At 40.1% G+C, this 21,678-nt stretch carries 21 protein-coding genes, 1 pseudogene and 2 riboswitches; of the genes and pseudogenes, 4 read left to right on the forward strand and 18 right to left on the reverse strand.

Annotated elements, in window-relative coordinates:
- Nucleotides 1-95: 95 nt before the first annotated feature.
- The 8 genes from MKY71_RS10915 to trhO all read right to left on the reverse strand — a co-directional run bounded on the left by MKY71_RS10915 (nucleotide 96) and on the right by trhO (nucleotide 6,712).
- Nucleotides 96-278, reverse strand: a complete 183-nt coding sequence (locus MKY71_RS10915) for a hypothetical protein (RefSeq protein WP_008404313.1) — start codon at nucleotides 276-278, stop codon at nucleotides 96-98.
- Nucleotides 279-407: 129 nt separating this feature from the next.
- Nucleotides 408-1,118, reverse strand: a complete 711-nt coding sequence (locus MKY71_RS10920; RefSeq protein WP_340732606.1) for a response regulator transcription factor — start codon at nucleotides 1,116-1,118, stop codon at nucleotides 408-410.
- 129 nt (nucleotides 1,119-1,247) lie between these two features.
- A complete protein-coding gene (gene phoU / locus MKY71_RS10925) occupies nucleotides 1,248-1,901 on the reverse strand; it encodes a phosphate signaling complex protein PhoU (protein WP_340732607.1) in 654 nt (217 codons plus the stop codon).
- Between the two features lie 15 nt (nucleotides 1,902-1,916).
- Nucleotides 1,917-2,729, reverse strand: coding sequence for a phosphate ABC transporter ATP-binding protein PstB (gene pstB, locus MKY71_RS10930; protein ID WP_079527680.1), 813 nt, complete (start codon nucleotides 2,727-2,729; stop codon nucleotides 1,917-1,919).
- A 16-nt stretch (nucleotides 2,730-2,745) separates the two neighbouring features.
- Nucleotides 2,746-3,570 carry a phosphate ABC transporter permease PstA gene (gene pstA, locus MKY71_RS10935; protein WP_339171828.1) on the reverse strand — a complete coding sequence of 275 codons (825 nt, stop codon included), beginning with the start codon at nucleotides 3,568-3,570 and terminating at the stop codon, nucleotides 2,746-2,748.
- 1 nt (nucleotide 3,571) lies between these two features.
- On the reverse strand, nucleotides 3,572-4,486 hold the full coding sequence (pstC, locus tag MKY71_RS10940; RefSeq protein ID WP_340732608.1) for a phosphate ABC transporter permease subunit PstC: 915 nt from the start codon (nucleotides 4,484-4,486) through the stop codon (nucleotides 3,572-3,574).
- A gap of 21 nt (nucleotides 4,487-4,507) precedes the next feature.
- Nucleotides 4,508-5,338, reverse strand: a complete 831-nt coding sequence (locus MKY71_RS10945) for a phosphate ABC transporter substrate-binding protein (RefSeq protein ID WP_339194923.1) — start codon at nucleotides 5,336-5,338, stop codon at nucleotides 4,508-4,510.
- Between the two features lie 417 nt (nucleotides 5,339-5,755).
- On the reverse strand, nucleotides 5,756-6,712 hold the full coding sequence (gene trhO, locus MKY71_RS10950; RefSeq protein ID WP_339171834.1) for an oxygen-dependent tRNA uridine(34) hydroxylase TrhO: 957 nt from the start codon (nucleotides 6,710-6,712) through the stop codon (nucleotides 5,756-5,758).
- Between the two features lie 183 nt (nucleotides 6,713-6,895).
- Here trhO and MKY71_RS10955 point away from each other — a divergent pair, with 183 nt between their 5' ends.
- Nucleotides 6,896-7,045 carry a hypothetical protein gene (locus MKY71_RS10955; RefSeq protein ID WP_339171835.1) on the forward strand — a complete coding sequence of 50 codons (150 nt, stop codon included), beginning with the start codon at nucleotides 6,896-6,898 and terminating at the stop codon, nucleotides 7,043-7,045.
- Nucleotide 7,046: 1 nt separating this feature from the next.
- On the opposite strand, the gene MKY71_RS10960 is transcribed toward MKY71_RS10955, so the two are convergent.
- Nucleotides 7,047-7,409, reverse strand: a complete 363-nt coding sequence (locus MKY71_RS10960; protein WP_339171837.1) for a VOC family protein — start codon at nucleotides 7,407-7,409, stop codon at nucleotides 7,047-7,049.
- A 302-nt stretch (nucleotides 7,410-7,711) separates the two neighbouring features.
- Between MKY71_RS10960 and MKY71_RS10965 the strand changes: the two genes are divergently transcribed.
- Together MKY71_RS10965 and MKY71_RS10970 are read left to right on the forward strand one after the other, a co-directional pair.
- Entirely contained in the window at nucleotides 7,712-8,347 is a 636-nt protein-coding gene (locus tag MKY71_RS10965) for a 2OG-Fe(II) oxygenase (protein WP_340732609.1), read from the forward strand.
- 55 nt (nucleotides 8,348-8,402) lie between these two features.
- Nucleotides 8,403-9,179, forward strand: a complete 777-nt coding sequence (locus tag MKY71_RS10970; protein WP_340732610.1) for a YqjF family protein — start codon at nucleotides 8,403-8,405, stop codon at nucleotides 9,177-9,179.
- A gap of 90 nt (nucleotides 9,180-9,269) precedes the next feature.
- Here the strand turns inward: MKY71_RS10970 and ltrA are convergent, their stop codons facing one another.
- From ltrA to MKY71_RS10995, 5 genes and pseudogenes are all read right to left on the reverse strand, one after another.
- Nucleotides 9,270-10,532, reverse strand: coding sequence for a group II intron reverse transcriptase/maturase (ltrA, locus tag MKY71_RS10975; protein WP_340733596.1), 1,263 nt, complete (start codon nucleotides 10,530-10,532; stop codon nucleotides 9,270-9,272).
- A gap of 598 nt (nucleotides 10,533-11,130) precedes the next feature.
- Entirely contained in the window at nucleotides 11,131-11,754 is a 624-nt protein-coding gene (locus MKY71_RS10980; RefSeq protein WP_339171843.1) for a response regulator SirA, read from the reverse strand.
- A gap of 65 nt (nucleotides 11,755-11,819) precedes the next feature.
- Nucleotides 11,820-12,647 carry an HNH endonuclease gene (locus MKY71_RS10985; RefSeq protein WP_340732611.1) on the reverse strand — a complete coding sequence of 276 codons (828 nt, stop codon included), beginning with the start codon at nucleotides 12,645-12,647 and terminating at the stop codon, nucleotides 11,820-11,822.
- 255 nt (nucleotides 12,648-12,902) lie between these two features.
- Nucleotides 12,903-14,849 (reverse strand): annotated as a pseudogene (locus tag MKY71_RS10990) (vitamin B12-dependent ribonucleotide reductase); the annotation flags it as partial.
- 263 nt (nucleotides 14,850-15,112) lie between these two features.
- Nucleotides 15,113-15,892, reverse strand: coding sequence for a lipoate--protein ligase family protein (locus tag MKY71_RS10995; protein WP_340733638.1), 780 nt, complete (start codon nucleotides 15,890-15,892; stop codon nucleotides 15,113-15,115).
- 153 nt (nucleotides 15,893-16,045) lie between these two features.
- Here MKY71_RS10995 and MKY71_RS11000 point away from each other — a divergent pair, with 153 nt between their 5' ends.
- Nucleotides 16,046-16,429 carry a rhodanese-like domain-containing protein gene (locus MKY71_RS11000; protein ID WP_079527702.1) on the forward strand — a complete coding sequence of 128 codons (384 nt, stop codon included), beginning with the start codon at nucleotides 16,046-16,048 and terminating at the stop codon, nucleotides 16,427-16,429.
- Between the two features lie 171 nt (nucleotides 16,430-16,600).
- On the opposite strand, the gene gcvPB is transcribed toward MKY71_RS11000, so the two are convergent.
- The 4 genes from gcvPB to MKY71_RS11020 form a co-directional block, all read right to left on the reverse strand.
- Nucleotides 16,601-18,082 (reverse strand): aminomethyl-transferring glycine dehydrogenase subunit GcvPB, encoded by a 1,482-nt coding sequence (gene gcvPB / locus MKY71_RS11005; RefSeq protein WP_340732612.1) that lies wholly within the window; start codon nucleotides 18,080-18,082, stop codon nucleotides 16,601-16,603.
- On the reverse strand, nucleotides 18,075-19,421 hold the full coding sequence (gcvPA, locus tag MKY71_RS11010; protein WP_339171847.1) for an aminomethyl-transferring glycine dehydrogenase subunit GcvPA: 1,347 nt from the start codon (nucleotides 19,419-19,421) through the stop codon (nucleotides 18,075-18,077). The genes gcvPB and gcvPA overlap by 8 nt, the downstream gene beginning before the upstream one ends.
- 124 nt (nucleotides 19,422-19,545) lie before the next feature.
- Entirely contained in the window at nucleotides 19,546-20,655 is a 1,110-nt protein-coding gene (gene gcvT / locus MKY71_RS11015; protein ID WP_340732613.1) for a glycine cleavage system aminomethyltransferase GcvT, read from the reverse strand.
- Between the two features lie 162 nt (nucleotides 20,656-20,817).
- Nucleotides 20,818-20,926: riboswitch (glycine riboswitch) on the reverse strand.
- A 3-nt stretch (nucleotides 20,927-20,929) separates the two neighbouring features.
- Nucleotides 20,930-21,022: riboswitch (glycine riboswitch) on the reverse strand.
- A 126-nt stretch (nucleotides 21,023-21,148) separates the two neighbouring features.
- The gene (locus MKY71_RS11020; protein WP_340732615.1) at nucleotides 21,149-21,661 is read right to left on the reverse strand and encodes a shikimate kinase; all 513 of its coding nucleotides are present in this window, start codon (nucleotides 21,659-21,661) and stop codon (nucleotides 21,149-21,151) included.
- Nucleotides 21,662-21,678 lie beyond the last annotated feature (17 nt).

A 21,678-nucleotide genomic window follows, 5' to 3' on the forward strand; every position in this document is an offset into this window, starting at 1 on the left:
CCCCTTCTACCTTAAAGACGATCGAGCGATTATTTGGAATCACTTTGACAAAAAAAAAACCCGGACAAATTTTTTCTTTGCCCAGGTTCTCATCATTACACACCCATTTTACGACGGGTATTGCTCGTTTTCTTTGTTTGTTGGCTTTTCATCTTTTTCGTTGATGTATCACCTTTTAAATTCCCTTTGTTGCCGGCTGCATTGTTTTTCTTCGCTTCCAGCTGTTGCTTCACTAATTCCTGCAGGCTTAATTTCTTTTTTTCATTTTGTTCAGACATATTCAGACCTCCTCATCAATCTACTTTTCTAAGTATAATCCGATGCCGCTGCATTTGTAAAAGAAATGTGTAAATTACAGCATAAAAAAACATTCTGAAACTTTCAATCGCTCCAAAATGTTTTTTCATTTATGAACTGTACGTCACTTCCTGTGATGAAAGATTAAAATAATAGCCTAACCCACTTTTAGTTTTAATCCACTTCGGTGCACTTGGTTCTTCTTCTATCTTTTCACGGAGCCTGCGTATATGTACATCGACTGTACGGCGATCCCCTTTTGTAAAGTCCAGTATATCAATAATTTCTTCACGGGATTTAATAGTGCCCGGCTGTTCCAGCAAATGAAGCAGCAATTTAAACTCGCGCTTTGTCAAAGGAATTTCTACTTCGTCTTTATATACTTTGAACATGATTAAATCAACACGAAACGGACCGATCAGCATTTGGGAAACACGCGCTTGCTGCTGTTGTTCTTTTTCGTAGCGTTTTAAATGAATCCGTAGGCGTGTCAGCATTTCCCGGAAGCCAAACGGTTTACGGATATACTCCGTCGCCCCCATTTCAAGCGCCAAAACAATATCCAACTCATCCGTACGCGCACTGATCATAATAATCGGAAAATCATACTTGAAGCGGACTTGACGGCAAATCTCGATTCCTTCCATATCCGGAAGCATCCAATCAAGCAGCATCGCATCCGGTTCAAATATAGGGATTGCAGCCAATGCCTCTTTACCTGTCCGGACACTGTGGACTTCGTAGCTGTCCTTTACTAAATAAATTTGCAGTAAATTCACTAAATTTTCGTCATCTTCAACGACTAATATCTTTTTCGTCATGAATGATTCCCCGCTTCTCTCATCAATTACGCCTCGGTATAACTGTGTCCAGATCCGTTTTGCGATCTGTGACATGCGCCAGAGGCATTAACTTCTTTCAGCAAGCCATGTGAAAACCCGATGGAAATCTTAGTTTAGATCAAATAGCTGTCCTTTAATAAAGTAAGCTGTTGATTCCGCCATATTGGTAATATGATCCGCTGCTCGTTCAACAAAGCGGTTAATGAATAACAATTGCAATGTTTGCTCGATCTCTTGCGGGCTTTCTTTTAAATACTCCGTTAAAAGTGTATAGTTTTCATGATTATTGCGATCCACAATATCATCAAGTTCCCCTACTTCTTTAGCTAATGCGATATCTGCATCGATAAATGCCTTCATTGATTTTTTCAGCATATCCATCGCGTCATTTTTCATTGCAACTAATGATGTTCTTTCTAAAATTGTATCGGCTTTGCTAATGCGAATCGTAGCTTTTGCTGTATTAACCGCAAAGTCGGCAATTCGCTCTATATCAGACGACATTTTAATAACACTGATAATACGGCGCATGTCACGGGCTACCGGCTGCTCTTTCGCCATCAGCCAGATTGCCATTTGATTGATTTCATTTTCAAGATCATCAATGTAGTTATCCTCTTCAATGACATCCAGCGCCAACACCATATCCTGCTCCTGAAGGGCTTTGAATGCCTTTTCCATTGCAGTAACTGTCATGTCGACCATTTCACCCATTTTGTCTTGCAGTTCAAGCATGTTCTTTTCAAAATTTTCGCGAATCATTCCCAAATCCCCCTTTTATCCGAATCGTCCTGTTACGTAATCTTCTGTACGCTCATCTTTAGGCGTTGAAAAAATGACATTTGTATCGTCATATTCGATGACTTCCCCGTTTAAGAAGAATGCCGTCTTATCGCTAATACGTGCTGCTTGTTGCATGTTGTGCGTTACAATCACAATTGTGTAATCTTTTTTCATTTGTGTAATCAGTTCTTCTACTTTCAATGTAGAAATCGGGTCAAGTGCCGAAGTCGGCTCATCCATTAAAATAACATCCGGCTTCATGGCGATTGCTCGTGCGATACAAATACGTTGCTGCTGACCACCAGAAAGACCTAATGCTGATGATTTTAGACGATCTTTTACTTCATCCCAGATCGCTGCACCGCGTAAAGACTCTTCCACAATTTCATTCAGGATTTTCTTATTTTTAATTCCCTGCATGCGCGGACCATAGGCTACATTATCATAGATGCTCATTGGGAACAGGTTCGACTTTTGAAAAACCATTCCGACTCTAGTACGCAACTTTATAACGTCACTTGATTCATATACATTTTCACCATCGATATGAATATTCCCGATTACACGTACTCCGTCAATAAGGTCGTTCATACGGTTTAATGTGCGTAAAAATGTTGATTTACCGCAGCCTGAAGGACCGATTAATGCCGTTACTTCTTTTTCTTTAATATCCAGATTGACATTGAACAACGCTTGTTTTTCACCATAATACAGGTTTAAATCATTTACTTTAATTTTTGTTGGTAAAGCGCCAGTAGAAGTCGTCGTAGATTTGAAAATTGATGCTTCAGAAATAGTCATAGTCATATAGGTTTCGCTCCTTTTAATAGTCCGCTTTGTTTAATTTTTTCGAGATATATGTTGCCGTTAGATTCAGTACTAAAATAATGACGATCAACACAATTCCAATAGCTGCTGCAAGTCCGATATCTCCGGCTTCCTGTGTTACTAAATACGAGTGAACCGTCAAAGTACGGGCAGAAGAGAAAATACTTGATGGCATTGCTGCAACTGTCCCTGCAGTCAGGAAAATCGCTGCCGATTCACCGACAATACGGCCGATCGATAAAATAATCCCCGATAAAATTCCCGGCATGGCACTTGGCAAAATCACTTTAATTAATGTCTGTAATTTTGTCGTTCCTAATGCCAGCGACCCTTCACGATATGTTGCCGGCACTGTTTTCAATGCTTCTTCTGTCGTACGGATGATGACCGGTAATACGATAATCGTTAATGTTAAGGATGCTGCGATAATCGACATCCCCAGCTTTAATATCGCTACGAAGAATACAGCACCGAATAGACCATAAATAATCGACGGAATCCCTGTTAAACTTTCTGTCGCATAACGAATGACGCGTACAAGACGCCCCTGCTTTGCATACTCGTGTAAATAAACAGCTGCCAGAATTCCGATTGGTGTTGCGATTAATAGAGAAATAACAATCGTTAAAATTGTAGTGACAATCATCGGGAAAATCCCGCCGCCACCTGTTGGCGAATAATCACCGAAAATGAAATCAAAACTGATATATGAAAAACCTTTATAGAAAATATAGCCAACGATGACAACCAATACGGCTACTGAAACGAATGCGGAACCCCATAGTAAGCCGCGAAACATATTATCTTTAAATTGTCGCATGTTACTGAGCCCCCTTCGCTGTAATACGTGCTAGTACAAAGTTTAAAATCAAGATGAACGAGAATAATACAATCCCTGTTGCAAACAGCATTTCCTGATGTGTTCCTGCTGCATAGCCCATTTCAAGTGCAATATTTGTCGTCAATGGACGCACACTGTCTGTCAGGCTAGTCGGGATGATGAGTGAGTTACCTGCAACTAAAATGACGGCCATCGTTTCACCTAATGCGCGGCCCAATCCAAGAACGATCGCTGCCATAATACCTGATTTCGCGGCCGGTACTACAACTTTAAAGATTGTCCCGATTTGTGAAACACCTAGAGCAAGTGAACCTTCACGATATGTTTTCGGCACTGCACGAATCGCTGTTTCGGCAACTGTTACAATTGTCGGTAACATCATAATCGCCAGTACTAAAATGACGGCGATTAAACTTTGTCCACGTGCCAATCCGAGATTGTCCTGTAAAAACGGAACGATAATCGCTAACCCGAATACCCCGTACAATACTGACGGAATACCTGCCAATAGCTGAATTGCCGGTGATACGATTTTAGCTACTGATTTCGGGGCAATTTCCGCCAAAAAGATCGCCGTTAACAATCCGATTGGTACCCCGATGACAAGTGCTCCGATCGTTGCGTAAATGGATGCAACAACCATCGGGAAAATACCGAATTTATCTTCCGATGGGACCCAATCACTGCCAAAAAGGAAGTCGAAGAAGCTATAGCCGCCTGTTACGAAAGGGTTGGCACCTTTATAAAATACGAATCCTACGATTAGCAGCAAGCTCACTACTGATAGAAGCGCACATGCTAAAAATATTTTCGATGATAAGCTTTCCAAAAAGTATTTACGCTTATTGCCTTTGCTTATTTGCTGTTCTACTTCATTTCTGTTTTGTATGTTCACAAATTTGTCCTCCAGCACTGATTATTTCGTTAATGGAATCGCTCCGGCTTCTTCCACAATCTTTTGTCCATCTGCAGTTAAAATGTATTCCATAAACTTTGTTGCTGCTTCCGGTACATTCTCTTTATAAACAAACAGGAATGGACGAGATAATTTATATTTACCTTCCAATACATTGCCCGCTTCTGCTTTTACGCCATTAATGTCCATCGCTGATACCGTTTCATCGATATATTCGAATGAGATGAATCCAATCGCATGCTTGTTCATTGCGACCGTTGTTTTAATATTTCCATTTCCGCTTGCTACGATGGCATTACGTATCAGTTGTCCTGATTCGTAGCCGACGATTTCCTGGAATGCATCACGTGAACCCGATCCGTCTTCGCGTGAAACAACGACGATTTCCATATCCTTACCGCCAATATCTTTCCAGTTTGTGATTTCACCTGTGAAGATTTGTTTCACTTGATCCATCGTTAAATCTTTGACTGGGTTTGATGGATGTGCAACAACTACAATCCCGTCATAAGCAATGACCAACTCCTGGATTCCGGAATCGATTTCCTCCTGCTTCAGATCACGTGATGACATCCCGATTTGCGAGACATCATTAATTGCATTTGTAATTCCTGCTGATGAACCGATTTGGTTTATTTCAATTTTTACGTCTTCTGTTTCTTCATATTTTGCTGCTAGCTTCTCTGCTAAAGGCCCGACAGATGTAGAACCTGAAATCGTTACTAAGTCTCCGCCGCCCGATGATGACTCTGCTGAATCTTCATTACTGCAGGCTGCTAATACTACCATTAGAATTGTTAACCCAATGAAGTAACATGTTTTTTTCAACATACTTCACTCCTCCATCAACATGAATGTTTTCTACCTGCTTTAACAATACATTCACAAAATTAATGGCATGTATTAAACTTGTAAACCTTATGTAAATTATGAAGAAATGGTTTTTTTGTTATGTAAAATTGTTCAGTTAAATCTGAAAATTTAAAATAATAGGCTGAAATTGTAAATATTTATGAGATTCTTTAACAAGTAAGGGGGATTTTTAATGAGGAAATTAAAAAGAAATTTAGTAGGGAAAAGCAAATTTGTCGATAATATGTTCAAACATTAAAATAAACATGTAATTAAATTAGAAAAGAGACAGTTTGCAATGAATATTTAGAAAAATCTGTTTACACTGCCTTTACAAAAGGCTGTTTTGTTTACAAAAAAGAAAAATGCACCTCTATTAAGAGATGCATTTAAAATCTATTTTACTGCCGCTTCCGCTTCTAGTAATTCAATCGCTTGTTGTACTTGTTCTTCCGTTAGGTTATGACGGACGATATAACGATTGCGTTCATGTTTCGTACATTCGATTGTACAGCCACCTAAATGCTTCGCTTCGTTCTCCTCTGATGCAATGATTTGCTCATTGCATTCAGGGTTAGCACAATTAATGTAACGTTCACATGGTGTTCCATCAAAGTGGTCACGTCCAACAATCACATGTTCCACTTGATTGATTGGCACTGTCAAACGCTCATCGAATACGTACATTTGACCATCCCACAGCTGACCTTTAGCAACCGGATCTTTTCCGTATGTTGCAACGCCGCCATGTAATTGACCAACATCACCGAAACCTTCACGCTTCATCCAACCTGAGAATTTTTCACAGCGGATACCGCCTGTGCAATATGTTAATACATTTTTACCTTCAAATAATTCACGGTTTTCACGTACCCATTGCGGTGTATCACGGAAGTTCTTAACTTCTGGACGGATTGCGCCGCGGAAGTGACCGACATCATATTCATATGTGTTACGTACATCTAGTACGACTGTATTTTCGTCTTGCATTTCTTCCAGGAATTGCTCCGGAGATAAATAGCGGCCTGTTAATTCATGCGGGTTCACATCTTCTTCTAAACCTAAATTTACAAGCTCTGGACGTGGACGTACATGCATTTTTTTGAAAGCATGGCCTTCTGCTGGATCGATTTTGAAAACAATCCCTTTGAATAATGGATGTGCTTCCATCATTTCGATATAGCTTTCTGTTTGTTCAATCGTACCGGATACCGTACCGTTAATCCCTTCACGGGCAACTAAAATACGTCCTTTTAATCCAATTTCCTTACATGCAGCTAAATGCTCTTCTGAAAAAGCAGCTGGATCTTCAATCGTTGTGTAATGATAATACAATAATACTTGATAATTCATTTTTTTCACCTATCATTCAATATATTTGCAGGATATACCTGATAGTTTAAAACTACCTTACAATGATACGTGATTTACACTAAAATTGCCATCATTAATTAGGCGGAGGTTTTTAGAAATAATTAACTATTCTTTTTAATATTAGTATAATAGGTGAAATAATAGGAGAATGGAGGATTTATTATGGGCTTATTGGGCTTTATTTTACTCGTCATTATTACTTTTACCGCATTGGCAATTGAAAGAATTTTAAAAGACATACGTTCACAGAACAAAGAAATCATTGAGCTATTATCCAAAAATGTTGTGGACGAGGATAATCGACTGCAATAAGTTAGAGCTGTTGAATCATCTCTACTCGATTCCCAAAAGGATCTCTAAATTCAAACCGTTCGTAATTTGGAATGGGTACGGAGTCCAAAATCTCAATTTTATTTTCTATCAATACTTTTCGCCAATAGGAGATATCTTCAACTTTGTAGGCCAGATGTGCTTTAGTTGTGTACCGATTAAAGCCTTCTTCTGTCCCTACATGAACTTCCTGGTTCCCTACTTGCAGCCAAAATCCCCCTCTCCCCTGGAGTGCAGAAGGTTTTAATATTTCCTTTAAACCTAATACGCTGCAATAAAACTCTTTCCCTGCTTCCTCAGTCCCTTTAGGAATGGTTATTTGCGCATGGTGTAATCCAATAATCATTTGCTTTTCCTCCTTTACAATTTCTTCTTCCAATATCTTACTTTAAATAATCCATAAATAAAATAACAGGTAAATTATATAAATCGATAACTTTTCCTTATCCGTATTAATTACTATGCAAATACTAGCACTTAGGGATTATCCAAAAAATTATTCTATTATTATTCTATTACTTAAATACCATTAAATTCAATTAAATGGTATTATATGTATTGGAGTAGAAATACATTCTTGTCCTACATAAAAGAGTGAGAGTAATGTTTTTGTACTAACTTATAAGCATTTGCGGAAGGATATAACATATGATTACAGAAGTTTCAATTTTACCTATTCAATCTGTTTATTCAATTGACGATCGTATGATAACTGCAGAGGTTCTACATGAAGAACCTCTCATTGTAAAGTTTTCGAATGTTTTAAGTGATGAGGAATGTCAGAATTTAATCGATTGTGCTTCTTCACGTTTGGAAAGATCCAAACTGGCAAAAAAAGAAATTAGTCCGATTCGTACAAGTAGTGGCATGTTTTTTGAGGAAAATGAAAATCCGCTTATTTCAGAACTAGAAATACGGATTAGCAAGTTGATGCATCTTCCGGTTGAACATGCCGAGGGTCTGCAAGTTTTGCATTACGAACCGGGCCAGGAATTTAAGGCGCATTTCGATTTTTTCGGTCCAAATCACCCTTCAAGCAGTAATAATCGCATTAGCACGTTAGTAGTCTACTTAAATGATGTGGAAGAAGGAGGCGTAACAACGTTTCCTAATTTGGGTATCGTAACTGTACCTAAGAGAGGTTCAGCAGTTTACTTTGAATATTTCTACAACGACCAGAAATTAAATGAACTTACCCTTCATAGCGGTGAGCCCGTTATACGAGGCGAAAAATGGGTTGCTACCCAATGGATGCGGAAAAAACAAGTCCGCGAACGGTTTTAATTCTTTTCAAAAGGATTTATATAAAATACGATAGATGTGAAGGAAGTGACGAACGATGGTGGAACTCCTAAACATACAAGAAAATAAATGGGATGACAGTCATCGTCCCTGGCCGCTGCCAAATTACCCTTGGGGGATGAAACAAACGTGGGGAGATCTTTTATTCGCCCATTACCCGATTCAATATGATGTGTTACGGAAGTTAGTACCGGAAGGACTTGAATTAGATTCCTATGACGGTGTGTGCTGGATCGGGGTCGTTCCGTTTCGCATGTCCGGTGTAAGGCTACGCGGATTGCCACCAGTTCCCGGTACCGATGAATTTCCGGAACTTAATGTGCGTACCTATGTAATGATTGACGGAAAACCGGGCGTATATTTTTTCAGTTTGGATGCGGATAATTGGCCGGCTGTAAAAGGTGCCCGGACATTTTTCCATTTACCGTATCATTACGCCAAGATGGATATTAAAAATTTCGGGGATACTGTGCTGTTTGAAAGCAAAAGACGTGATCAAACAGACATTGTTTTCGCAGCCCGTTATAAACCGGTCTCTGAACCATCTCTTGCGGTAAAAGGGAGCTTTGAAGAATGGATGTCCGAGCGTTACTGTTTCTACACAATAAATGCTTCAGGTGTCCCGGTGCGCTGTGATATTTTGCACCACCCATGGATTTTACAACAAGCAGAAGGTGAAATCACCTTAAATACAATGCTGTCCAAGCAAGGGATTATTGTGGATAATGACCGGCCGATCCTGCATTTCTCCAAAAAAATCGATGTCCGCGCTTGGCCCTTAGTAAGTCCTGCTACCGGCAAATTACGCTTTTAGAGTGATTAAGTTATTAATCGAGTAGGAGGGAGTGATTAACTCCCGACCTCTCACACCACCGTACGTACGGATCCGTATACGGCGGTTCAATTAAGATGAATAACGCAAAGTTTCATAACGAACTTGCAGACTTTTCAGCCCTTGGCTTTCCCAATAGGAATTGCCGAGGGTTCTGTGTAATATGGGGCTTTTTGAAATGCGCCAGTACCCTTTTCGGGTGTTTCCCCATTCGTATGCTTTCCCATAAGGTACTTTTAAACGAATAAGATTTCTGACTCTTGTTCGGGGGTTCTTCCAATTCTTCCATAGACACATACGTAATCTCCGTTTAATCCATCCATCTAACGCTTTAAATATTGAAGGAGTATCCGCTAAAGCGAAATATCCACACCACCCTATCAGATATTGGTTCAACTTTTCAATTCGGTATTCTATGGAATAAGGCATCTTTCTTGAGGTAATTTCCCGTATTTTCTTCTTCATTCGTACGAGACTTGATTTCGCAATGCGAACTTTCGGTTCTTTATGATTCGTAAAACTAAAACCAAGGAATTTACGATTCCATGGGCGGTCTACTGCTGATTTCTTTTCATTTACTTTTAAACGAAGTTTACCCTCGATGAATCGCTGTACACTTGCCATAACCCGTAATCCAGCACGTTCGGTTTTCACATAAATATTGCAATCATCTGCGTAGCGAACGAATTTATGTCCTCGTTTCTCTAGCTCTTTATCAAGTTCATCTAAGACGATATTAGAAAGTAGCGGACTTAAAGGACCACCTTGAGGGGTCCCTTCTTCTGTACTTGAAATTACTCCATTTATCATGACACCCGCTTGGAGATATTTACGAATAAGTTTTATTAACGGTTTATCCGAAATTCGTTTTGCTAATGTTGCCATTAGGCGGTCATGATTAACCTTATCAAAGAATTTCTCTAAATCCATATCAATTACCCATCGGTATCCCTCTTTTAAATAGCCTTTTGCCTTTCTCACCGCATCATGAGCACTCCGATTTGGACGGAATCCATAGCTGTGGTCCGAGAATGTTAGGTCATATTCTTTTGATAAAATCTGCGAGATGGCTTGCTGAATCAAACGGTCAGTCACGGTTGGTATGCCTAATAGTCGCACGCCACCGTCCGGTTTCGGGATTTCGACCCGGCGTACCGGCTGCGGTTCATAGGTTCCAGTCAAAATCTGCGATTTAATGGTATCCCAATTTTCGTGAATGTGCTGTCGTAAGGTTTTTACGGGCATCATGTCTACTCCATGGCTTCCTTTATTCGCTTCTACTCGCTTTAAGGCTTGTATCATGTTTTGCCGTTCCAGAATTTGATTCAACATCACCATTTCGTTCCTTTCCGTGAATAGCTTTTTTCTTCTTTTGCCCAACTAGACTACACCCTCCGCAAATACCCTCGTGGAATTCACCACTTCTTTCTAAGCGTGAGGTTACTTCTGTTTTCTGTGTTCATTCATCCAAGTTGGAAAGCCAAGGGCTATTCTCTCTTAATCGTTCAGTCCTTCCAAGTAATTCTAGACTTACTTGTACTATGACCTCTGCTGACTTCTGACAGTTCAATTACTTGTCACCAAGTAGGTTATGAAGAGTACTTCACGTTTCTATCAGACCTCCCCGGGTAAGAACATGCACTTTCACACCATCTATCCGCCTCATTTACTCGATATGACCTTCGACAGAAAGGATTTTGTTTTGTTTGGCAAACTCATCCAATCATATCTAGCCTTATATGAGATTCGTGTTCCTCGGACCGGTGCTTTGCCTCCAGCTTCCTTCAGATTCCGCATCACCACGGACACCCTTGCTCTTGGCTAACCTCTACTTCTGTCTTCGGGGTTCGGGACTTTCACCCTATAGTTCATGCACATGCCGGGCGCACCAAAAAAACGCAACCCATATTATATGAGTTGCGTTTTCTTTAGTTTATAAACCGCATTTCAGCTGTGCACCACAGTTTGTACATGTGTTGCAGCCGCCCATTTCCTCTACCGTACCTTGACGGCAAACCGGGCATGTATTGCCTACTTCCGAACCAATTGTCACGTCTGTATCTGTTAACGGTTTGATTGTATCTACTAACACTACTTGACGTTTCACTTGGTCTTCCGATTGTTTTAATTCTTCAAACTCTAATTGTTCATCTGAATTGGCTTCTTCAGCTTTTAACGTCAGTACTTGTGTATCACGAGATCCATCGACATACACTGTACCGCCTTTAGCACCGCCGCGGTATAGACGCTCATACACTTTTTGTACTTGCTCTACGCCATAGCCTTTTGGAGCATTTACTGTTTTCGAAATCGATGAATCAATCCAGTTTTGAATAATGCATTGAACATCTGCATGCGCTTCAGCAGAAAGCTCCATTGATGATTTGAACCAGTCCGGTAAGTTATTTTCATCTACATCCGGGTTCGCATCTAAATACTCTTTTACAATTTCAGCTTTTACTTCAATAAACTTCCCTAGACGACCTGAACGGTAGTAAGTGAAGCTGAAGTATGGTTCAAGCCCTGTTGCAACTCCGACCATTGTACCTGTACTCACTTTTGTTACTCTCTAATTTTAGAGGGCGGGATTATTATTACCCGCTCCATATGTCGCCATATGGGTCAGACTATATCATCAACCATTTTAGAATGTCTCTTACGATGACACGGGAATTCACATAAAGAAATTAAATTTGAAAGCTGATTCACTTTCTTCCAGTCCCCGTTAAATTGTTTAAAAGGAATAATGTGATGTACGGAAAGCTCCTGTACATATTCTGCTTCTGTAATTCCGCAATCCTGGCAAGTATACTCATCTCTTGCTCTAACCTTCCTCCGTTGGCTATACCAATTAGGCCCATAATATGATACCCTACCACCTGCCCATGTACCACTGTTAGCACCAGAAAACAGTTCTTTCTCGACATAATAGTTGGACATACATGTTCCAGTACAAAAGTTTAATTTTCTAATAGAAGAGGGAGTTTTTTCAAACTCAGTATGACAATTACTGCAAGAAACAACAATCCGCTTACGATATTGTTCCTTTCCTCTGTTACCATTAGCTTTTCCCAAACATCCTTTAGAACAAAACTTTGCTGTATGCTCACGATTTCTAGGTACAGTAAACAATTGATGACAGGTTAGACATTTAACTTCAACATCTTTTCTTAAATGCTGATTAAATAAATGACCATTTTGTATTTGATATAGTTTTTTGCAATTTATATTGCAAAAATTTGTTTTATTAATGTTAGAAGGTTTCCTCAATATTTGTTGTTTACAATAAGTACATGAAATCAATTCTTTTTTTGACATTTCACTCCAAAATTGAGGGGGATTGTTTTTTTGATATTCTGTTTTACAGATTCTAGAACAATATTTTTTCCGTTCAAATTGACTTGGTTTTACATTAATTTCTTTTCCACAATTAAGACAATTCTTTTTCATCGAATCACCCTTCACCTGTTTTATCAATTATAAAACAAGAACAGGAGTTCGTAAAACAATGGTGCTCGGCGTGTAGTCGTTGAGGGGTCAGCCACGACTTCCCTGCGGATTGTCTGGTAGATAATTTCTTATCAACACTTTTACATTTTTACCTTTTTAATGCTGGCAAAGCTAGGTAGTAAAAGATACGCCAGGGTTTCCCGCATACAGCCAAGTTTACGCTACATTTTTACAAATGTACGGGGCAACTTGTTTACCCGTAGGTGCAACCGTCAATAAATGCGAGTTACGAATACCGTTTGCCACAATATTTTCGCGAATGTGCTGTGGCATTTTTTTCATGAAGCCTGTGTTGATGAAGGCTTCACGCAAACGTGCTGTTTCAGCTTCTGTCTGCCCTTCAAGGAATGGGAAGCTGCCGCGCTCTGTTGCCAGCTCAACTGACTCTTCATACGCTGCAACCGCAATTGTCTTGAAGATTTCATCAACAAGTGCATTGCCTTCTTCAGAGCCGTACTCTTTTTCACAGTAGATCAACAAGTCGGCAAGTCCCATTACACCAAGACCAACTCGGCGCTCACCTAGTGCCTGCTTTTTGTTATCTTCCAGGAAGTACGGTGTTGCATCAATTACATTATCCTGCATACGTACGCCAACTTTTACCGTTTTGCGTAACGCGTCAAAATCAACTGTTTTTGTTTCTTTGTTTGCAAACTTCGCCAAGTTAACAGCAGCCAAGTTACAAACTGAATATGGTGCGAGTGGTTGTTCTCCACACGGATTTGTCGCAACAACTTTCTGACCGTACGCTTTTGCGTTTGTCATGTCGTTTGCGTTATCAATGAAGAAAATACCAGGTTCTGCTGCATAGGTTGCGCAGACATTAATTAGATTCCACAATTCTTTTGCTTTGATTGTACGATACGTACGAACCGGATAACCAAGTTTCTCCCATTCGCGAACATCGCCAACTTCATGCCATTTTTCGTTGTAATCCAGCATTTGAGCCGGAGTGTAGTTCTCTACGTCCGGGAAACGTAATTCGAAGTCCAGATCGTTTTCTACAGCATCCATAAACTCTTTCGTTAAAGTAACCGAAATGTTGGCGCCTGTCAGGAAATCCGGATTATGGACTGAATATGTTCCGCCATCACGAAGTTTCGTTTCAGCGTCACGAATAATCGCTTCGTTAAAACCGCCAAAACCTTCAATATTTTTATAGTTCACAATGCCTTGATACATCGCATCTTCCTGCTGTGTTAAAGGCTTGAATTTTAATTTTTCTTTTGCCAGGCGGATAATAGATTCATCTGCTGTATTTTCGATCAAATAGCGCAGAATACGCGGATTTTGCATTTTTGAAATGATAAATTCCACAATATCCGGATGCCAGTCTGCCAGCATAATCATTTGAGCGCCTCTGCGACTTCCACCTTGCTCAACAAGATGTGTCAGCTTGGCAATATCATCAAGCCAGCTTACCGATCCACTTGATTTACCGTTTACACCGCGCGCCAATGTATTCCGGGGGCGAAGTGTCGAACCGTTCGTACCAACACCACCACCACGGCTCATAATTTCCATTACTTGCTTGCGGTGATCACTGATGCCTTCACGGGAATCGGCTACAAATGGCATTACATAACAGTTGAAGAAGGTTACTTCTGTTTCAGAACCTGCCCCATAAATTACACGGCCTGCAGGAATAAAGTTCATCGATACAAGTTCTTCGTAAAACTTCCCAAACCATTCCTTGCGCTTTTCTTCTGTTTTTTCAACTGAGGCTAAGCCTGTCGCATTGCGTTTCGCAATTTGCTCATAAAAAATCTCGAGCGGCTTTTCAATAATATCCAAAGACCGTTCGATAATGCCTGTTTCTTGTTCGTCGCCTTCTAATACGTGACGGTAATCTTCATCAATTTTAATAAGAGCGGTTTTCTTTTCCTGATTAATGGAATGAATAATGCCAAGTCCACGCGCCGGGAACTTCGGATCTTGTTTTACTGTCAAAACAACAAAATCCCCTGTTTTTAATGTTTTCTTTTCCGTATCTTTAAAAGAATAACGGTCAATCATTACAAGACGAGATACACCTTTATGCGTAATATGCATATCCGGTGTGATCGGGTGCACTTGAGGAAATTGCTCAATATCTTGATTTAACTGATTGACTTGGATGGATTGTTCTAAAACACTTGCCACCGTGTAAGCCCCCCTTTGAACGATTTAATAATTTTAAGGTTCCCTTCAAGAATGTAAACTAAACACATTTTATACCATATATTGTGCTAATTTCTTAAATATCATTCTATATGTTGGGTTATATAATTACACTTAAAAAAGATTACAATAAATCTTTTTTTCAAACAAGGGGTTGATTTTTTTTTCTTTTTGTTAAATCCATCTATATCAACGTTTCGGGTATAAAAATTTTTTTACAAAAAATAAAAACACACGTTCGTAAACTATTTTTTGAAATTCCATTCATCTGTTAAATATTTATTTTGCATCAATTGTTCTACATATTGTGTTTGCTGCTCTGTTAATTCATAAGGAATTAGTTCTATGTCCAAAGCTACTTCAAATCCTTTGGAAAATGCATTCACACATTGTTCGATTGTAAATGGTGTGTCGACAAACTGATTCATCGCAACCGCTTTTTCCGGTAACTTTTTACGCATACGTTCTTTTGCCTCTTCCGTAGCAAAATTAAATACCGATAGCAGCAGTTCTTCGTTCAGATCCAGTAAAATAGCGCCATGCTGCAAAATAACACCTTTTTGACGTGTTTGCGCACTGCCCGCTACCTTTTTCCCTTCAACCACCAGCTCATACCAGCTCGGTGCATCAAAACATACCGCGCTTTTCGGTTTCTTCAGATCATCCAGTTGTTCCTTCGTCTCCGGCACACTAAAATAAGCATCCAGTCCTAATAGACGGAACCCTTGTAAAATTCCTTCGCTAATGACACGATACGCCTCTGTAACGGTCTCGGGCATATTTGGGTAGCTCTCTGTTACAATGACCGAATATGTAAGCTCCTGGTCATGTAAAACGGCACGTCCGCCTGTAGGTCGACGGATGAAACCTAAGTTTTGCTTTTTTATAGCTTCTAAATTAATATCTTTATGTACTTGCTGGAAATAACCGATTGATAATGTAGCAGGGTTCCACTCGTAAAAACGAATAACCGGAGGAATTTCCCCTTGGCTATGCCAGTCCAGCAATGCTTCATCCAGTGCCATGTTATAGGCAGGGCTGCACGGACCCGAATTTATAAAATACCATTGTTTTTTCACAATTTCTCGCCTCCACCAATTCATTTTAACAAACTCGCTCGACTAACTCTAGTTCATCTCTTATAATAGATAGTACAGAAAGAAAGGGGCAATATCGCAGTGACAATTTTATATACGATACTAGTAATTTTAGTAGTAATCGTTGCTTACGTAGTAATCAACTCTATGCGCTTAAAAAAATCCGTAACAAATTTAACACAGGAGCAATTTATCGAAGGCTACCGTAAAGCACAATTAATCGATTTACGCGAACCTAAAGAATTTGAAGCCGGACACATTTTAGGTGCTCGAAACATACCGATGACGCAGCTTAATACACGTCATAAAGAAATTCGTCCGGACCTGCCTGTATACCTTTACTGCCAAAACTCTGGTCGTAGTGCACGAGCAGCCTTGACATTAAAGAAAAAAGGCTATAGCCAACTGTTCCAATTACAAGGTGGCTTTAAAACTTGGACAGGTAAAGTTAAATCGAAAAACTAATTTTAAAAGTTCTCTACATTGTAGAGGGCTTTTTAATTTTTATTCATTTGCACTACGATTCCAAATTGCCTGATTATCAGTAGTTTCTACTATTATATAGTAGCACGTAAGAAGTCTAACCTTACTCATAGAAAAAAGGTCAGAAAATTGCTCTGACCTTTTTGCCACAATTTATGAAATTGTGACTTCTTCTTTTTTTGCATAACGCAATACAGGTGTACGTGCAGCACGCGTTTCATCTAAACGGCTGATTACTGTCGTATGTGGTGCTTCTTGTACGATTGACGGGTTTTCGATCGTTTCTTGAGCAATTTGAATCATTGCATCACAGAATGCATCCAATGTTTCTTTTGATTCTGTTTCTGTTGGCTCGATCATGATCCCCTCTTCCACGTTTAACGGGAAGTAAACTGTTGGTGGATGGTAGCCAAAGTCAAGAAGGCGTTTTGCGATATCCAATGTACGAACACCTAATTTTTTCTGACGGCGGCCTGATAGCACGAATTCATGCTTACAGTGACGGTCGTACGGTAAATCAAAGTGCTCTTCCAAACGGCGCATCATGTAGTTTGCGTTTAATACTGCATATTCAGTTACAGCCTTTAAGCCATCCGGACCCATTGAACGGATATACGTATAGGCACGGACATTAATGCCAAAGTTTCCGTAGTAAGGTTTCACACGACCGATTGATTGTGGACGGTTATAATCGAAGTGGAATGTACCATCTTCTTTTTTCACTAATACTGGTTTAGGCAGGAATGGGATTAAATCCGCTTTTACCCCTACTGGACCTGAACCAGGACCACCGCCACCATGTGGACCTGTAAACGTTTTGTGTAAGTTTAAGTGAACACAGTCAAAGCCCATATCGCCAGGGCGTGCTTTACTCATAACAGCGTTTAAGTTTGCGCCGTCATAGTAAACTTTACCGCCGACTCCGTGTACGATTTCAGCCATTTCTAAAATGTTTTCTTCGAATAAGCCTAACGTGTTCGGATTTGTCAGCATAAGTGCTGCTGTATCAGAACCGACAACACGACGTAAATCTTCTAGATCAACTAAGCCGTCTTCACCTGATTTAATTGTAATTGTTTCAAAACCTGCAACTGTAGCAGAAGCCGGGTTTGTACCGTGTGCTGAGTCCGGTACGATTACTTTGTTACGGTGTCCTTCACCATTTGCCTCATGGAATGCACGGATCATCATTAATGCTGTCCATTCACCATGTGCGCCTGCTGCCGGTTGTAATGTTACTTCATCCATACCTGTAATTTCCTGAAGAGATGTTTGCAGGTCATATAATAATTCCATTGCACCTTGCACTGTCGACTCATCTTGTAATGGGTGAACATTGGCAAAACCAGCATAGCGTGCAACCGTTTCATTGATTTTCGGATTATATTTCATCGTACATGAACCAAGTGGGTAGAACCCTGAATCCACACCATGATTACGTTTTGAAAGTGCTGTATAGTGACGCATAATATCTAATTCTGCAACTTCCGGCAGTTCAGCCGCTTCCTGACGTACTAACTCTTTTGGCAGAAGTTCTTCTAGATCAAAATCAGGAACATCCAATGGCTCTAAGTTATAGCCGACACGACCTGGTTTTGTAATTTCGAAAATGAGTGATTGGTTTTCGTTATGCATTGTAAGCCCCCATTTCTGCAACTAATTGCTCGATTTCTTCTTTTGTACGGATTTCCGTAACAGCAATGAGTGCATGATTTTCTAATTCCGGATAAACACGACCTAAGTCAAAGCCGCCGATAATGCCTTTTTCGATTAATGCTTTGTTTAGTTCTGTTACATTATGCTTTGTATTTACTACGATTTCATTGAAGTGTGCGCCCTGGTAGATCACTTCAAAGCCAGCTGCTTCAAATGCATTTTTAGCAAAGCGTGTCTTCACGATATTTTGTTTCGCCATCTCCTGCATCCCTTGTTTTCCAAGAGCTGTCATTGCAACTGAAGAAGCAAGTGCCAGCAATGCCTGGTTTGAACAAATATTAGATGTCGCTTTATCACGACGGATATGCTGCTCACGTGCCTGTAATGTTAATACATAACCACGACGTCCATCCTGGTCTACTGTTTCCCCAACAAGGCGGCCAGGTACTTTACGCATTAATTTATTCGTTACCGCGAAATAACCACAGTGTGGACCACCGAATGCTTCTGCAATTCCGAATACTTGTGCATCCCCAACTGTAATATCTGCGCCTAATTTTCCTGGTGGTGTTAAAACGCCAAGAGCTAACGGGTTAGCAGATACGATAAACAATCCTTTTGCATCATGTGTAATATCAGCAAGCGGCTGCAGATTTTCAACTTGACCAAAGAAGTTCGGATATTGAACGATTACACCGGCTGTTTGATCATCAATAAGGCCTTTAAGTGCTTCGATATCTGTCACACCGTCTTTTGTCGGAATTGTCACGACTTCAATTGATTGTCCTGTCGCATACATTTTTACAACATCTTGATATTCCGGATGAACAGCTCCTGAAACAAGTAATTTACCGCGACGTGTATGTCCTGCAGCAAGCATACCTGCTTCTGCCAATGCCGTACCGCCATCATACATAGAAGAGTTTGCAATATCCATGCCTGTCAGTTCTGCGATCATCGTCTGGAACTCAAAAATTGCTTGAAGTTCACCTTGAGAAATTTCCGGCTGGTATGGTGTGTATGCTGTATAGAACTCCGAACGTGAAATCACGTGATCAACAATTACCGGTTTATAGTGATTGTAGACACCTGCACCTAAAAACGAAACATTGCTCGCTGTATCTTTATTTTTTGCTGCAAGTTGTGCAAGTTCCTTCATTAAAGCGGCTTCTGACTTCGCAGGCTTAATATTGTAGCTTCCTTGGAAGCGAACTTTCTCAGGAATATCCTCGAAAAGCTCATCAATTGTCGCAACCCCGATACGGTCTAACATTTCTTGTTTATCTTGTTCCGTCATTGGTAAATAACGATGTTTCATTGTTAACCCTCTTTTCAAAAGTTTTATCCCGCAATCACGGGTAGTTATTTATCTTCCTCGAAATGCAGGAGATTGGTTCAACTATCAATCAAGGGGGAGAATCCCCGCGGATTGAAGTTCTCCTTTATTTTGCACGCTTGTAAAATGGCGTTTCTACCACCACAGCTTTTGCTCTATTTTTTCGTACTTCGATTTCTAGTTCAGTTCCAACTTCTGTGAATTTTGCGTCAATTAAAGCTAAACCGATATTGCGCTTTGTCATTGGTGACTGAGTTCCTGTAGTTACAAAGCCGATCTCTTCGCCATCCTTAAATACTTTATAGCCGTGACGAGGAATACCTTTATCAATCATTTCGATACCTACAGATTTACGTGTCAGGCCATTTTCTTTTTGGTCAATTAATGCTTGCTGACCAATAAATTGCGGATCTTTCGCCAATTTTACTGCAAAGCCAATGCCCGCTTCCAGTGGTGAAATGTCTTTTGAAATTTCTTGGCCATATAATGGCAGGCAAGCTTCAAAACGAAGTGTATCACGTGCCCCTAAACCGGCAGCTACTACCCCTTTGTCTTTTCCTGCTTCCAAAATTTTGTTCCAAAGATCAACAATCGCTGCTGGTGCACCGTAGATTTCGAATCCGTCTTCCCCTGTATAACCAGAGCGGGACACAAGAACCGAATGACCTGCTACATCCACATTATCCTGGAATTTAAAATATTTGATTCCCGATAAGTCTGTTGCTGTTAATGTTTGGAGCACTTCTTGAGATAATGGTCCTTGCAGGGCGATTTGAGCATAGTCATTTGACAGATTTGTCACTTTGACATTCTCTTCAACATGCTGCTGTAACCATTCGAAGTCCTTTTCAATATTTGCTGCATTTACACAAAGAAGATAACGGTTCTCTTCCAAACGGTATGTCAGTAAATCGTCCACAACACCGCCATCTTCGTAGCAAAGGGCACTATATTGGGCACCGCCAACTGCAATCTTGGAAATATCGTTAGATAGCATCTTTTGTAAATAAGCAAGTGCATCCGGACCTTCTACGATAATTTCTCCCATATGGGATACATCAAAAAGCCCTGCACGGTTACGTACCGCATCATGCTCCTCTTTAATTGAAGAAAATTGTACCGGTAATTCCCAGCCGCCAAAATCAACTGTTTTCCCACCATACTTTGCGTATTCGTCAAAAAGTGGTGTGCGCTTTAGCATTACTTCATTTGTCATGTTCATTTCCTCCTTTAGTTATGTAGGTTCGTTTTATCTTGCAAAGGGGAAGCAACATTACACGATTGAAATGTAAATCTATCTTTTTATTAGAATCATCAGAATATTTCAGAGCTGATTTCTCCATAAAAAAAAGACAGACGAATCCCCTTTACCGAGATTCTCTGTCCTTGCACCTGAAAGTTACACCTGAATTTGATCCACTATCACAATACAGGCTTTCCCCTTTGGTGGCTGTTTGCAACATTTGCTATTACAGCACTCTCCAGAGTTGCGTCCAATACGAGTCTTTTTGCCTGAGAGATTCATAGCATCGCTATTTGCTCCTTCGGCGACGTGACATCACGTTCTCTCCCCGTACCATCATCCGCGTTAGATTATTTACTTCATGTTATTGCTCTTCTTAGCAATATCCTAACATTGAATATAATGCAAACGCAATCTTTTTTTAATTTTATTCAAAACACGAACATTAAAAATCAATATTGATATATCATTCGCCTTTAAGACGTTTTACTTGAAAGCCGATGTACTCAACAATCTGTCTTAATGTTCTCCCGGCTGTCAGTACTTGTATATGACCAGCTAGTCGATAACTCTTTCTTCGTTGGTGATACAGGTTTTCCAATTCTTGCTCCGTTGTCGATTGAACAATGGGACGGTTCTTATCATTCCGAATACGCTTATAAATATCTTCAAATTTTGCATCCAGAAAAAATACAAGCCCTGTTTGGCGCATAATTCTCCTGTTTTCTTCATTCACGGCTACCCCACCGCCTGTAGCGATAATGCATGCTTCATCACGGAAATTCTTTAAAAATTCCGTCTCGATTTTTCGGAAGTGTGCTTCGCCGTATTTCTCGAAAATTTCTGGGATCGTCATACCCTGCTGTCTTACAATTTCATGATCCATATCGTAATACGGCATTTTCAAGAAAAAACTTAAACGTCTGCCTATCGCACTTTTTCCGCACCCCATAAATCCAACTAAATAAATTTTACGCATGCTGTTCACCTTCTTCT

The organism is Solibacillus sp. FSL W7-1324 (genome assembly GCF_038008025.1).
In the GTDB taxonomy this organism is placed as follows: domain Bacteria; phylum Bacillota; class Bacilli; order Bacillales_A; family Planococcaceae; genus Solibacillus.

What these genes read in the sequence shown, in the direction of transcription:
- MKY71_RS10915 (WP_008404313.1), bottom strand. Translation starts at nt 278, where the DNA reads ATGTCTGAACAAAATGAAAAAAAGAAATTAAGCCTGCAGGAATTAGTG.
- MKY71_RS10920 (WP_340732606.1), bottom strand. Translation starts at nt 1,118, where the DNA reads ATGACGAAAAAGATATTAGTCGTTGAAGATGACGAAAATTTAGTGAAT.
- phoU (WP_340732607.1), bottom strand. Translation starts at nt 1,901, where the DNA reads ATGATTCGCGAAAATTTTGAAAAGAACATGCTTGAACTGCAAGACAAA.
- pstB (WP_079527680.1), bottom strand. Translation starts at nt 2,729, where the DNA reads ATGACTATGACTATTTCTGAAGCATCAATTTTCAAATCTACGACGACT.
- pstA (WP_339171828.1), bottom strand. Translation starts at nt 3,570, where the DNA reads ATGCGACAATTTAAAGATAATATGTTTCGCGGCTTACTATGGGGTTCC.
- MKY71_RS10945 (WP_339194923.1), bottom strand. Translation starts at nt 5,338, where the DNA reads ATGTTGAAAAAAACATGTTACTTCATTGGGTTAACAATTCTAATGGTA.
- trhO (WP_339171834.1), bottom strand. Translation starts at nt 6,712, where the DNA reads ATGAATTATCAAGTATTATTGTATTATCATTACACAACGATTGAAGAT.
- MKY71_RS10955 (WP_339171835.1), top strand. Translation starts at nt 6,896, where the DNA reads ATGGGCTTATTGGGCTTTATTTTACTCGTCATTATTACTTTTACCGCA.
- MKY71_RS10960 (WP_339171837.1), bottom strand. Translation starts at nt 7,409, where the DNA reads ATGATTATTGGATTACACCATGCGCAAATAACCATTCCTAAAGGGACT.
- MKY71_RS10965 (WP_340732609.1), top strand. Translation starts at nt 7,712, where the DNA reads ATGATTACAGAAGTTTCAATTTTACCTATTCAATCTGTTTATTCAATT.
- MKY71_RS10970 (WP_340732610.1), top strand. Translation starts at nt 8,403, where the DNA reads ATGGTGGAACTCCTAAACATACAAGAAAATAAATGGGATGACAGTCAT.
- MKY71_RS10985 (WP_340732611.1), bottom strand. Translation starts at nt 12,647, where the DNA reads ATGAAAAAGAATTGTCTTAATTGTGGAAAAGAAATTAATGTAAAACCA.
- MKY71_RS10995 (WP_340733638.1), bottom strand. Translation starts at nt 15,892, where the DNA reads ATGGCACTGGATGAAGCATTGCTGGACTGGCATAGCCAAGGGGAAATT.
- gcvPB (WP_340732612.1), bottom strand. Translation starts at nt 18,082, where the DNA reads ATGCATAACGAAAACCAATCACTCATTTTCGAAATTACAAAACCAGGT.
- gcvPA (WP_339171847.1), bottom strand. Translation starts at nt 19,421, where the DNA reads ATGAAACATCGTTATTTACCAATGACGGAACAAGATAAACAAGAAATG.
- gcvT (WP_340732613.1), bottom strand. Translation starts at nt 20,655, where the DNA reads ATGACAAATGAAGTAATGCTAAAGCGCACACCACTTTTTGACGAATAC.
- MKY71_RS11020 (WP_340732615.1), bottom strand. Translation starts at nt 21,661, where the DNA reads ATGCGTAAAATTTATTTAGTTGGATTTATGGGGTGCGGAAAAAGTGCG.